The sequence below is a fragment of the Oceanobacillus saliphilus genome (assembly GCF_023522835.1).
GTDB lineage: Bacteria > Bacillota > Bacilli > Bacillales > Amphibacillaceae > Oceanobacillus > Oceanobacillus saliphilus.
In genome coordinates, this window is sequence record NZ_JALCZU010000001.1 from 449,403 (window position 1) to 462,583 (window position 13,181).

General features: G+C 40.1%; 10 protein-coding genes and 1 riboswitch. Of the genes, 6 read left to right on the forward strand and 4 right to left on the reverse strand.

Going from position 1 to position 13,181, the window contains the following annotated elements:
- Positions 1 to 154 precede the first annotated feature (154 nt).
- From MN204_RS01930 to recQ, 3 genes are all read left to right on the forward strand, one after another.
- Positions 155 to 1,258: an AI-2E family transporter gene (locus MN204_RS01930; RefSeq protein WP_438804677.1), complete on the forward strand. Its 1,104-nt coding sequence runs from the start codon at positions 155 to 157 to the stop codon at positions 1,256 to 1,258.
- 78 nt (positions 1,259 to 1,336) lie between these two features.
- Complete coding sequence (locus MN204_RS01935) at positions 1,337 to 1,522, forward strand: SE1832 family protein (protein ID WP_249869378.1); 186 nt, start codon at positions 1,337 to 1,339, stop codon at positions 1,520 to 1,522.
- A gap of 176 nt (positions 1,523 to 1,698) precedes the next feature.
- Entirely contained in the window at positions 1,699 to 3,846 is a 2,148-nt protein-coding gene (recQ, locus tag MN204_RS01940) for a DNA helicase RecQ (RefSeq protein ID WP_249869379.1), read from the forward strand.
- A gap of 82 nt (positions 3,847 to 3,928) precedes the next feature.
- On the opposite strand, the gene MN204_RS01945 is transcribed toward recQ, so the two are convergent.
- On the reverse strand, positions 3,929 to 5,173 hold the full coding sequence (locus MN204_RS01945) for an aminopeptidase (protein ID WP_249869380.1): 1,245 nt from the start codon (positions 5,171 to 5,173) through the stop codon (positions 3,929 to 3,931).
- Between the two features lie 297 nt (positions 5,174 to 5,470).
- Between MN204_RS01945 and MN204_RS01950 the strand changes: the two genes are divergently transcribed.
- Positions 5,471 to 5,800, forward strand: coding sequence for a winged helix-turn-helix transcriptional regulator (locus tag MN204_RS01950; protein ID WP_249869381.1), 330 nt, complete (start codon positions 5,471 to 5,473; stop codon positions 5,798 to 5,800).
- Positions 5,801 to 6,022: 222 nt separating this feature from the next.
- On the opposite strand, the gene MN204_RS01955 is transcribed toward MN204_RS01950, so the two are convergent.
- From MN204_RS01955 to megL, 3 genes are all read right to left on the reverse strand, one after another.
- A complete protein-coding gene (locus tag MN204_RS01955) occupies positions 6,023 to 6,535 on the reverse strand; it encodes an acyl-CoA thioesterase (protein ID WP_249869382.1) in 513 nt (170 codons plus the stop codon).
- A gap of 121 nt (positions 6,536 to 6,656) precedes the next feature.
- On the reverse strand, positions 6,657 to 8,096 hold the full coding sequence (gene cls / locus MN204_RS01960) for a cardiolipin synthase (protein WP_249869383.1): 1,440 nt from the start codon (positions 8,094 to 8,096) through the stop codon (positions 6,657 to 6,659).
- 220 nt (positions 8,097 to 8,316) lie between these two features.
- On the reverse strand, positions 8,317 to 9,501 hold the full coding sequence (megL, locus tag MN204_RS01965) for a methionine gamma-lyase (protein WP_249869384.1): 1,185 nt from the start codon (positions 9,499 to 9,501) through the stop codon (positions 8,317 to 8,319).
- A gap of 163 nt (positions 9,502 to 9,664) precedes the next feature.
- Between megL and rarD the strand changes: the two genes are divergently transcribed.
- Positions 9,665 to 10,570, forward strand: a complete 906-nt coding sequence (rarD, locus tag MN204_RS01970) for an EamA family transporter RarD (RefSeq protein WP_249869385.1) — start codon at positions 9,665 to 9,667, stop codon at positions 10,568 to 10,570.
- A gap of 147 nt (positions 10,571 to 10,717) precedes the next feature.
- A riboswitch (SAM riboswitch) is annotated at positions 10,718 to 10,837 on the forward strand.
- A 100-nt stretch (positions 10,838 to 10,937) separates the two neighbouring features.
- Positions 10,938 to 12,650, forward strand: coding sequence for an O-acetylhomoserine aminocarboxypropyltransferase/cysteine synthase family protein (locus MN204_RS01975; RefSeq protein WP_249869386.1), 1,713 nt, complete (start codon positions 10,938 to 10,940; stop codon positions 12,648 to 12,650).
- Positions 12,651 to 13,181: the final 531 nt, after the last annotated feature.

The following is a 13,181-nucleotide window of genomic DNA, read 5'->3' on the forward strand; positions in this document are numbered from 1 at the left end:
ATAGATAGACAGACTTTCTATTATTTATATTTACAGGTAATATATATAATGATAAGAGGTTGTTCAAAAAGTCCCGTAAAAAAGACATTTCGAATTTCTCGGTCCTTTTTATCCTCCTTTTTGAACATACACTATAAGATAAAAAGAGAAAGTAGTGATTTTATTGGCGCATAAACGTTGGTTTCAACTAATGATTTTCTTTATTCTATTCTTTTTTCTCGTTCTATTGATTTCTGAAACTACCTTTATATTTTTTCCAGTCATCCAATTACTCGGTGCGGTCGCATTTCCTATTATCGGTGCAGGTATTTTCTATTATCTGACGAAACCGGTTATGCTTTTTTTGGAACGCCGAAAAGTTCCTCGTATCCTTTCTATTATTCTCGTGTTCGTACTGATTATTATTGTTCTATCCCTATTTGTAATCTTTATCTGGCCAATTGCTAGAGATCAGATTACGAATTTTGTAAATACGATTCCGTCGATGATTACAATGGTTGAAGATTTCATTGATTTTTGGCAGAGAAATATTACAGCTATTCCGGATCAAGTAATTACTGCAATTGATGACTTCACAAATAATATTCCGAATATGCTTGAAGGTATATTGGAATATTCATTTGGATTTATCGGTGGATTTATTGGACATGTCATTAGCATCGTTGCCGGAATTGTGCTTATTCCTTTCTTCCTGTTCTTCATGTTAAAGGATGGCGATAAACTTATTCCTTTTATCACAAAGATTTTCAGTAAGAAAAAAGCAAATAACATAAGCAGTCTGCTAAGTAAAATCGATCATATTCTTTCCTCCTTTATACAAGGTCAGCTCCTCGTAAGTTTTGCTGTGGGTGTGCTATTGTTAATCGGTTATCTTATTATCGGGCTTGACTACGCCCTCGCCCTTGCACTATTTGGTATGCTGACAAATGTTATACCTTATCTTGGACCATTTATTGCTGTTACACCAGCCCTGATTGTAGGCGTGTTTCAGGATCCGATGAATCTTTTATGGGTATCGATTATCATGCTTACCGCACAACAGATTGAGAGTAACTTGATTTCGCCAAACGTTATGGGGCAGGCATTGGATATGCATCCCCTTACGATTATTACTGTCATTCTTGCGGCAGGAAGCATCGCCGGATTCATTGGCATCCTGTTCGCTGTACCATTCTATGCTGTACTCCGAACAATTATTGTTCATTTTTACAGTACCTATGTCGATTCGAAGAAAAATAAAGATGACGCATTGATTTAAAGAAAATTAACAACAAAAAAACGAATGCAGGTAGGCATGTTTATGCTTCCCTACCTATCAGCTAAGGGGGATTTATTAATGACAAAGCAGGAACTACAGGCAAGACTGGATGAATTAAAATCCGATTATGTTCGTATCCAAAGTGACATGGATAAATTGGAATATGTAAAAGGAAGAGTGTCCTCTGCTGAAGGACAGTTAATCCGCCTTGAAGGAGAGATTGCTGAAGTAAATCGCCAGCTGGAAGAATTGGAAGAAGCATGATTTCTAAAGTGAGGCGTAAAACAGAAACATGGTTTACGCTTCACTTTTAATATTTCCGTAACAAATTTCTAAAATAAATAACTATTAAATTCCAAAATACTATTTTCAATCAATTACATCCATTCCAGAAAAAATATGTTAGGATTAGCTTATATCTTTTAAGGAGGCACTGTGGCATGTTAGTGAAAGAAGAAAAAATTCTGCAAACCTATTTTGGCTACGAATCCTTTCGTCCAGGACAGCAGGATACGATCGAACATATTTTACAGCTGAATAATACCCTTGCTGTGATGCCAACCGGCGGCGGTAAATCATTATGTTACCAAATCCCCGGTCTATCCATGGACGGAACTGCAATCATCATTTCCCCTTTAATCTCTCTTATGAAAGACCAGGTAGATGCTCTACAGGCTCTGGGTATCCCCGCAACGTTCATCAACAGCTCGCTTTCAACAGATGAACAGCATTCCAGATTGCGCGACTTAGAAAAAGGCCGTTATAAATTTGTTTACGTCGCACCTGAACGTTTTGAATCCGGTTCTTTCGTAAATATAATCAAACGGATCCCCCTTGCACTTGTTGCATTTGACGAAGCACATTGTATCTCCCAATGGGGACATGATTTCAGACCAAGCTACCGTTCGATTGTTCCAAATCTAAAACGGTTGAACAATATACCCGTGTTTGTCGCGCTTACCGCAACAGCGACGGAGGAAGTAATATCAGACATACAGGAATTATTGCATATTACAGATAATCATGTTGTCAATACCGGTTTCGAGCGGGAAAATTTATCATTTCATATTGTGAAAGGAAAAGATAAACCCTCCTACATACGTTCATTTTTGGAAGAACATAAAGAAGAGTCCGGCATTATTTATACCGCTACAAGAAAACAGGCGGATGCTTTGTATGACCAGCTTTCCAAACGGGGAGTCTCCGTTGCCAAATACCATGCCGGATTGTCAGAAGATGAGCGTAAACGGGCACAGTCTGCTTTTATACACGATGAAAAATCGATTATGATTGCGACAAACGCATTTGGTATGGGAATCGATAAATCCAATGTACGGTATGTCATTCATTATGCTATGCCGATGAATATTGAATCCTACTATCAGGAAGCGGGTAGAGCAGGCCGTGATGGTGAACCTAGTGATTGTATATTGCTATTTTCCCCTCAAGATGTGCAGCTGCAAAAGTTTTTAATCGAGCAATCCCAAATGGATGAGGCTTCTAAACAAAATGAATATCGTAAATTACAGGCGATGATTAATTATTGTCACACACATAGCTGCCTTACGTCGTCCATTTTGAATTATTTTGATGATACCATAACGAGAAATACTTGCGGGCGCTGCAGTAACTGTGTCAATCTCCAAGATAAAGTTGATATTACGGAAGAAGCGCAAATGATTTTATCCTGTGTGAAAAGGATGGGTGAGCGCTTTGGTGTCGGAATGACCGCCAAAGTTCTTAAAGGGTCAAAAGATAAAAAAATTCGTGATTTCCGTTTGGACCGGATATCTACATACGGCATCCTCTCAGCCTATACAGAAAAGGAGCTGACAGAACGCATCCATTTTCTTATTGCAGAGCGTCTGATTGGGACCGAGGAAGGCCAGTTTCCCACGCTTCGCCTAAATCAGAACTCTGTTGAAGTGCTGAAAGGAAAGCGTTCGGTGGAAATGTACACCGCTCCAATTCCAACCAATGAAATTGCTGATTACCATGAAGATCTCTTTATAGAGCTGCGCACATTGCGGAAGCAAATTGCAGATGACCGAAATGTGCCACCATATGTGCTATTTTCCGATGCCACCCTAAAAGATTTAAGTCGCTATTTCCCCACATCGAAAGAGGATATGCTTGAAATCAAAGGGATCGGAGAAAAGAAATATGAACAATATGGAGAAGCATTTTTGGCTGTTATCAAGAGTTGGCGTGCCAGCAATCAGGATGTGAAACAGAAAATACGGATTGATGCTTCATCCCCTGCAAGGCCAAAAGCAAAAAAATCTGCCGATAATCGACCGAGCCATCTGATCAGCTACCAGATGTTCCAATCAGGAAAATCCATTAAAGACATTGCAGCAATTCGGGATTTTTCCAAGATGACGATTGAAAATCATATTTTTAAGGCGTTTCAGGAAGGATATCCGCTCTCCTGGGAAATCTTCTTTAACGAAAACGAAGAGGCTGATGTTCTTGCGGCACACGGACAGATTGAAGAGCCAAAACTGAAACCGTTGAAAGAAGCATTACCGGATGAATATGACTATACGAAGATTAAGGCAGTATTGGTTAAAAATCAATTGATGTAGTAGATGCTGTATACATACCATCTTTACAATTTTACAATCAAAAGCGTTGCATCTCATAAGGATGCAACGCTTTTTGGAGTTGTTATTCACCTTTAACATTCAATGACCATGTTCCATTACGGAAAACAGCTTCCGTTGTCCCGTCTGCTTTCACACCATCAATGTCCATTTTATTCGAGCCAATCATGAAATCAACATGAATCAAACTATCGTTCACTCCATGCTTATCAAGCGTTTCTAGATCCATTGCCGATCCACCTTTCAAATTGGTCGGATAGGCTTTCCCTAAAGCAATATGGCAGGATGCATTTTCATCGAATAATGTATTGTAGAAAACCAATCCGGATTGGGATACAGGAGATTCATCCGGTACCAATGCAATCTCTCCAAGTCTGCGTGCACCTTCATCTGAGTCAAGCAGATGCTTTAGCACTTCTTCTCCCTGTTCCGCTTTAAAATCTACTACTTTTCCATCTTTGAAAGTAAGACTGAAATTATCAATCAGGCTTCCGCCATAGTTAAGTGGTTTTGTACTCGCAACAGTACCATTGACACCATACTTATGCGGCATTGAAAAGACTTCTTCTGTCGGCATATTGGGGTTAAATGTTACACCGGTTTCCGCAACAGCAGAGCCACCTTTCCAAAGATGTCCTTGGGGCAACTCCATTTCCAAATTTGTGCCTGGTGCTTTGAAAATAAGCTTTTTATAATTTTTCTCATTGAGCACTTCACGGGCAGTTTTTAATGTTTCGTTATGTGCTTCCCATGCTGCAATTGGATTGTCTTGGTCAACACGGACGATTTTCAAAATCGCCTCCCATAAACTTTCCACAGCTTCCTCTTTTGATTTATCAGGGAAGATTTTCTGTGCCCAATCACCGGATGGGATGGAAATGATCGACCAAGGGATTTTGTCGTTCATCGTATATTTCCGGAAGTTTACCATAGCCTCTGCCGCTGCTTTATTTGCTTTGGCAACACGCGATGGGTCAATATCCTTCAATAAATCTGGGTTTGTGGATCGGATGTTCAGTACAGCCGCACCATCTTCCACGAAAGAGTCATGAAGCTTCACTTTCCATTCTGGATAATCGGTAATTACCTCATCTGGAGCATTCTCATATTTCAACAGGGTTAATTCATCATCTACCCAGTTAATATGTACATCTTTGGCACCTATTTCATATGCTTTACGAACAACCAGTTTTGTGAAATCTGCTCCTTCAATTGGAGCATTGATCATTAATGCCTGCCCTTTCTGCAAATTCACACCTGTACGCAAAGCTAATTCAGCATATTTTTCCTGAGTTTGTTGACTCACCATAATTTAACCTCCAAAAAGATTGTTCATCTAAAGTGTGGCATATTCGTTGATACATATACCTATTTGGTGTTCCAAAACACACACTATATACTCATTATTTCATATCCAATGGAAAATTGCCAAAATTTATTCCATTTACCAACTATTTTCTCACCAATTTTCCTAAAAAAAGCAATCTTATTTACGAAGTGGTCATAATATGATAGGATAAACTAATAAGTTACTTTTTGTAATCATTGGTGATATTACTAATGTTTCATAATAGATACGATATTATATAGGGGTGGGGTGATTTTCATGCAGAACTTATGTCCGCGATTTGAAAAGGCTATGGGGCTTCTTAGTACACGCTGGGTTGGTTTAATACTTTTTGAGCTTTTAAACGGTGCAAAACGCTTTTCTGAGATGGAAGCAGATTTACCGATAAGTGGCAGACTGCTTTCTGATCGATTAAAATTACTCGAAAAAGAGGGGATTGTTGAACGTAATATATACTCCGAATTCCCTGTTCGAATCGAGTATTCCCTTTCTGATAAAGGGAAAACACTGGAACCTGTCATCAAGGAAATTCAACGGTGGGCCAATGACCATATTACACCGGAAGAGTCGGAAAACCAAGAAGCATAATAGGAAAAGGACTGTTTTTTCAGGAAAACAGTCCTTTTTTTATATTTCCAAATGGGCTCCTTCGCTTTTGCTCGGCCAGCTCAGTCGACCAGGGTCTATTGGACTTCCCTCACCTCTGTTCGATAAGTCAACATCAGTTCACTTTCGTTCACTGTGTTTCCTTTATCTCCGACGGCTTAGTCCAATCCATACGCCCCTAACCGGTCTCCTTCGCTTTTGTAACTATTCCATTACATATTTTGTGCCAAAGGTTTTGGCGAGGTCTTTTGATTGGCCTCTTCTTTCTCCCCGGCGTTTTGCCCTTAACGGAGCACTTTCATGTAGCATTTTTTCATGTTCCGTTTCTGGATAAACAGGTGGTACTGGTACTGGTTTCCCATCAGAATCAACCGCTACAAACGTCATAAAGGCCGTCGTACATACCTTTCTTTCCCCTGATACGATATCTTCGGTTATTGCCTTTGCGAAAACTTCCATGGACGTATGATGTGTCCACGTTACAAAAGCCTCAATGGAAATATAGTGCCCTACTTTTACCGGCGCAAGAAAATCAACCGAATCTGTTGATGCAGTTACTACCGGGTGTTTCGCATGTTTTACTGCAGCTATGCCAGCTATATCATCTAAATGCGCCATTAATGCACCACCAAAAAGCGTGCCAAACGCATTTGTTTCCGGCGGAAGTACATGTGTTGTTTTTAATGCCAATGATTTCGAACAAGGTTTTGCGTCCATTTTTATCCTCCTTAAAAAACTCCGTGTCACCATGCCTTTCGGTGACAGAACTTCGGTGCATTGGTGCAGACAGGAAACGTTTATCCCCTATATCTGCGCCTAATAAATCATTTGAATAAACTTATAGTACCGGTGAAATCAATCTCGAGATGGATTCCTTAAAACGTATTCCTAGTGACCTTTGCTCGTATAATTTTTTCGTCATCTGTGTTGATAATTTGATGTCTTTATTGAAATCCTCAACCATTTGTTCGGCTAAATCAGAATCATACAAAAATGCATTTACTTCAAAATTCAGCCGAAAGCTCCTTACGTCTATGTTTGCAGTACCGACAGAAGCGATCTTGCCATCTACAACAATTGACTTGGCATGCAGAAAACCGTTTTGGTAAATGAAAATTTCCGCTCCTGCATTTAACAGATCCCCTGCATTCGATAATGTTGCCCAATAAACGAATGGATGGTCAGGTTTATTCGGGATCATGATTTTCACATCCACACCCGATAATACAGCGATCCGCAATGCATCCCGCAAGCTTTCATCTGGAATGAAATAAGGTGTCTGAATGTATATGTATTTCTTCGCTGACATAATCATTTTGATATAGCCATTTTTGATTTGTTCCCATTCTGAATCCGGTCCACTGGAAACAATCTGCACGCCAACATCCCCACTGTCATGCGTATTATAATAGCAATCATCATATTCGACAGCCTCATGTGATGCCTGGTTCCAGTCAAGAATAAAACGCGTCTGCATGCTTTGGACAGCATCGCCCGTGATACGTAGATGCGTGTCCCGCCAATAGCCAAATTTCTTCTTCTTGCCTAGATATTCGTCACCTACATTAAATCCACCAATATATCCAATTTTCCCATCAATAATTGTCAGTTTACGGTGATTTCTATAGTTTATTTTAAAATTGACAATGAATTTAGATGGAAAAAAAGCCTCCACCATAACACCGGCATTTTTCAAGCGATTGATAAATCGTTTTTTTAAAGAACGCGAACCCATGGCATCATACAATACTCGAACATCCACACCTTCATTGGCCTTCTTGATTAATACTTCAGCAAGTCTTTGACCGAGCTCATCACTGCGCATAATATAATATTGCATGTGGATATGATCTGTCGCCCTTTGCATATCCAAAATTAATGTGTTAAATTTTTCTTCCCCATCTGTCAAAATCTCCACATGGTTATTTTGTGAAAAAATAGCATCGTCATTCCGCAAATGTAAATATATTAAATCTTTATAAGGGTCCAGACCGTTGTGTTTAAAAACAAATTCCCTATCCTCGAGTGCTCGAAGCTGTGCCTGTACCGCAGTTTTGACACCAAGCCGACTTTTATTATCCCATGTAAATATCCGCTTTTTACTTATCGGTTTTCCAAAAATTAAATAAAGGAAAAAGCCAGCAACTGGAATAAACAGCAGAACCATCAGCCATGCCCAAGAAGAAGTGGGGTCTTTTCGTTCCAAGAATACGATAGAAATCCCTAATGCAATATTTAATACAATTATTAGTCCTAATAAAAAAGATAATATTCCCATACAGAAACGGTCCCCCTCTGAACAATATGTAATTCTACTTTATAATATAGCATAGAAATATATTCCAAGTAATAATGACTATTCATGGGTTACCCGAGGCACTGATGCAGTAATTTTTGTAAGTGATATCACTCAAATCACCTACAAAGACAGACACCTGCACCGGGTCTACCGTTGCAGGCATGCAGACAGATCCATATATACCGATGTTGAAGTTACCTTATATTCTGTCCAAAGCTTGTTCCAGATCGGACCATATATCCTGCCAAGCTTCAAGGCCTACTGACAGACGGATCAATTGATCAGTTATCCCCATTTGCTGACGGGTAGCCGCTGGAATGACTGCATGTGTCATAGTGGCGGGATGTTCGATTAAGGTTTCTGCATCGCCCAGACTGACGGCAATTTGTAAAAAGGATAAATGATTCAATACTTGTTGAGCTGTTTTTTTATCGCCCTTTATCTCAAAGGAAATGACTCCGCCACCCCGCTTCATCTGCTTTTCCATTATTGGATAGTCGGGGTTACTTTCATCACTTGGATAGTATACGTTACTTACCTTGTTATTACGCTTCAGTTTTTCGACAATTCTTTCCGCGTTCTCACAGTGTCGATCAAGTCTGACAGGCAACGTTTTCAGACCTCGAAGCAATAACCAGGCATCAAATGGCGATAATACTCCACCAATGTCCTTTTGCGTCGTGGCAGCAACTGAATCGATAAATGCTTCCTTTCCTACGACCAATCCGGCAATAACATCACCATGTCCTCCAATATATTTCGTTGCACTATGGATTACAACATCACATCCAAAATCCAATGGACGTTGTAAATAAGGAGACGAAAATGTATTATCGACTACGACAGGGATATGGAATTCCTTTGCAACTTCAGCGACCATCTGCAAATCAATCAACTTCATTGTCGGATTGATAGGTGTCTCTACATAAATAACGGTAGTTTCTTTTTTAATCCGTTTTCGAAGTTCATCCTTTGATATCATATCTGTATAATCCGTATCTATGTTGTATTTTTCTTTCATCATCGATAACAATCCAAACGTGCATCCATACAATCCCGAGGAACAAACAATATGGTCATTTGCCTTTGTTAATGCAATTAAAACGGCAGAGACTGCTGCCATTCCAGATGCAAATGCAAGTCCCTTTTCACCATTTTCAAGGTCTGCGATACGCTCTTCAAGTATATGGACAGTCGGATTACCAAGTCTGGAATAGATATACCCTTCTTCATCCCCTGCGAAACGCCGCTCCCCTTGCTCAGCTGTTTCAAAAGTATAGGTCGATGTCTGAAAGATCGGTGGAGTGAGACTGCCTAGCATTCTTTTTGTGTCATAGCCTCCATGGATAACTGCAGTTTCAATATAGTCATGTTTCTTTACCATAAATGGACCCCCTTCTTGATTCTTATCAACCTTCATCTCTATCATAATGGAAACGGTTATCTTATGAAACCGGTTTCTTTATTTATTTAGGCTAACCGATTGATTTATTGAACAATTCGATCTACTATTATCATATTGTTGATTTGAAAAGAGGAAAAGATATATGGATCGTCGTCAATCGAAAATAGGTATCCTTTATACATTCAGTGCTTATTTATTATGGGGTTTTATTACGCTGTACTGGAAGCAGATTGATTATGTTCCTGCGGGGCAGATTCTTGCACATCGTATCGTCTGGTCATGTGCTTTCCTGCTAATCCTCATTATCGTATGGGGCAAATGGCGGCCTTTCATACAAGAATGCCGTGCTATTCTTCATGATAAAAAAAGATTATTTGGAATTACAGCCGCCTCCATTGTCATTAGTATGAACTGGTTTTTATTTATATGGGCAGTTGTCAACGGACATGTATTGCAAGCAAGCCTTGGCTATTATATTAATCCATTGATAAGCATTTTGCTTGGCGTTGTTATACTGAAGGAGGCCGTATCCAGGGGGCAGACTATTTCATTTATTCTTGCAGCAGCAGGGGTTATTTACCTTACAATAAGCTACGGGGTCTTTCCGTGGGTTTCACTCCTTCTGGCGATTACATTCGCATTATATGGCCTGCTGAAAAAAACAGTGGACATTGGAGCTGTGTTCGGATTGACGATTGAAACGTTGATTATGATTCCTATTGCACTTATCTATTTATGGACGGTTTCGGAAAATTCATTTACGATACAACCAATTTTCACCGTAACAAATTTATATTTAATTGGTGCAGGGATTGCAACTGCTGTCCCACTACTGTTGTTTTCCAGTGGCGCTAAACAAATACCGCTTGCCATGGTTGGTTTCCTGCAATACATAACACCAACAATGATGCTTGTGCTTGGCGTGTTCCTGTTTAACGAACCCTTCACACAGGCACATCTGATTACTTTTATTCTCATATGGTTTGCACTATTTATCTATATGACTTCCGTATACAGACAGGCGGGGAAAAAACTAAAAATGAGATAGATAGGACTTCTTTGGTTTAACTCAACTTACTTAGGTCTATTGGTCTTTTTCACTATCCGAAAATTGAGCTTTTAAGAAATATTTCCAAAAAGCCGGTTGACAATAATTCGAATAAAATATATAATCGGATTAATTCAATATAGCAATCTCTTATCAAGAGCGGTGGAGGGAATAGGCCCTTTGAAACCCGGCAACCTTAGAGCAGACTTGTTCTGTTTTTAAAAGGTGCTAAATCCTACAGGTCACTATTGATCTGGAAGATAAGAGGAGGTCCGTTTTATACATACGCCCTCTTCTTAGGAAGAGGGCTTTTCATTTTCTCCTCTTCCTCCAGATATTAAACCTAAAATATAAGGAGGAATTTTTCATGTCAAAATTTAATTTCCAAAACCCAGAAACACTATTACTTCATGGTGGTCAGCAGCCCGATCCGTCAACTGGATCTCGTGCGGTGCCAATCTATCAAACGACATCCTATGTATTCCGTGACACGGAGCACGCACAAAATCTGTTTGGTCTGGCAGAATCCGGTAATATATACTCTCGGATTATGAACCCGACAGTTGATGCATTCGAACAACGTGTTGCCCAACTTGAAGATGGAGTCGGTGCAGTTGCCACTTCCTCCGGTATGGCTGCAATCACGCTTGCCATTTTAAATATTGCCGGTTCTGGCGATGAAATCATTGCAGACAGCAACCTATACGGAGGCACATACAACCTCTTTGCGACAACATTGCCAAGATACGGAATTACCGTCAAGTTTGTTGATGGAACAGATCCGAGTGAAATTGAAGCCGCAATTACGAGTAAAACAAAAGCCGTGTTCGGAGAAATCATCACAAATCCAAGCCTATATGTATTCGATGTTGAAAAAGTCGCTGAGGTTGCCCATAAACATGGTGTTCCATTGATTATCGATAACACCTTTGCAACTCCATATATTGCCAAACCTCTTGCATGGGGTGCAGATATTGTTGTCCATTCAGCAACAAAATGGATTGGTGGACATGGTACAACCATTGGCGGCATCGTCGTGGATGGTGGCAAATTCGATTGGAGTAATGGACGTTTCCCAGGATTCACGGAACCTGATGAGAGTTATAACGGATTGAAGTATATTGATCTTGGTGGCGCTGCTTTCATTACAAAATTACGTGTTCAGATCCTTCGCGATATTGGAGCATGTTTAAGTCCACAAAATGCATTTTTGCTTCTGCAGGGCCTTGAAACATTGCATTTGCGTATCGAAAGACATGCAGAAAACGCAGTTAAGGTGGCAGAATACTTACAGGAACATCCTGCTGTTGAATGGGTTAGTTTTCCTGGGTTGGAAGAACATCCTTCCCACCAGCTCGCGAAAAAATATTTTAAATCTGGTTACGGATCGGTTATTACATTTGGAATCAAAGGTGGCCGTGATGCAGGAAGACAGCTGATTGACAATGTAAAACTATGGTCACATGTAGCTAATGTCGGAGATGCAAAATCATTGATTATCCACCCTGCTTCAACGACACATCAGCAATTAAGTGCCGATGATTTGAAGAAAAGTGGTGTAACGGAGGAACTTGTTCGCTTATCTGTTGGTCTGGAGTCGGTTGATGACATACTTGCAGACTTAGATCAGGCAATTGAAACTGCTACAGGTCAAACGGGCCTAACCAATGTGTCTGTTGAGGAAAAAGCAATCAACTGGCTGCTGTCCTCTCCATTTGATCGCAGTAACGGGGTTCGTCCAAAAGTTATTGCAACCATTGGTGTTGACGAAGTTTCAACTCTTCCATTAACTAAACTTGGATATCAGGTAATACCGGTTGGCGGATCTGGAGAATACCAGGAGTTAGCAGATTTGCCTTCGACCGTAGATGCATTATGGGTAAAAGACAGCGAGCTCCCTTCCTCCATTATTGAACAGCTAATCAATAAAGAAGGAAGCATTATATTCGCAGATACGAATGACACGCAAACTCTAAACTATGCTGAAGCAGCAGGTATCATCGTTGTTAAGAGTAAAAATCCAGTTACAGAAGCATTAGCAATCCGCAGCAATTCTGAACAGGAAACGATCAACGCATAAATAATTATCTCTAAAATTCTAGTTTACTTACGCACATTTTCGGGAATTAAATTTAATACAAAAGTAAAAATCACCTTCTCCCCCAAGAAGGTGATTTTTTAATTAGAGAAATGCTGGCGTTTATCTTTTTATTTAATTGATTACACTAAGAACAATAGCGCAAGCGGCCGTTTAGGGACGTACGGACTGGACTGAGGCGTAGGAGATAAAGTAAACACGACGAACGTAGAGAGTCGATGTTGACTTATCGTACGGAGGTGAAGGAAGTCTCGCTAGTCCCTGGGCGCTGGAGCTGGACGTGGCCGTTTAGGTGAAAGAATTAATTGCCGCCAAATTTATCTAAGAACAATGACGCTAAAAGCTGTATGGATGCAATCGTAGCAATCTTCTAACCAGAGCTGGGAATACACGGTGACCGCAATCCGTAAGTGTATTTTCCAGAATGATGGTCTTAGTTGAATATCTAGCTCAGCCCTTTATGCCAAGCTTAAGCGCTGCGCTCCATTCTATTTAAACAGGGTTAAAGAAAGA

Excerpts from the sequence above, each read along its gene's own strand:
- MN204_RS01935 (WP_249869378.1), top strand. The coding sequence starts at position 1,337 with ATGACAAAGCAGGAACTACAGGCAAGACTGGATGAATTAAAATCCGAT.
- recQ (WP_249869379.1), top strand. The coding sequence starts at position 1,699 with ATGTTAGTGAAAGAAGAAAAAATTCTGCAAACCTATTTTGGCTACGAA.
- MN204_RS01945 (WP_249869380.1), bottom strand. The coding sequence starts at position 5,173 with ATGGTGAGTCAACAAACTCAGGAAAAATATGCTGAATTAGCTTTGCGT.
- MN204_RS01950 (WP_249869381.1), top strand. The coding sequence starts at position 5,471 with ATGCAGAACTTATGTCCGCGATTTGAAAAGGCTATGGGGCTTCTTAGT.
- MN204_RS01955 (WP_249869382.1), bottom strand. The coding sequence starts at position 6,535 with ATGGACGCAAAACCTTGTTCGAAATCATTGGCATTAAAAACAACACAT.
- cls (WP_249869383.1), bottom strand. The coding sequence starts at position 8,096 with ATGGGAATATTATCTTTTTTATTAGGACTAATAATTGTATTAAATATT.
- megL (WP_249869384.1), bottom strand. The coding sequence starts at position 9,501 with ATGGTAAAGAAACATGACTATATTGAAACTGCAGTTATCCATGGAGGC.
- rarD (WP_249869385.1), top strand. The coding sequence starts at position 9,665 with ATGGATCGTCGTCAATCGAAAATAGGTATCCTTTATACATTCAGTGCT.
- MN204_RS01975 (WP_249869386.1), top strand. The coding sequence starts at position 10,938 with ATGTCAAAATTTAATTTCCAAAACCCAGAAACACTATTACTTCATGGT.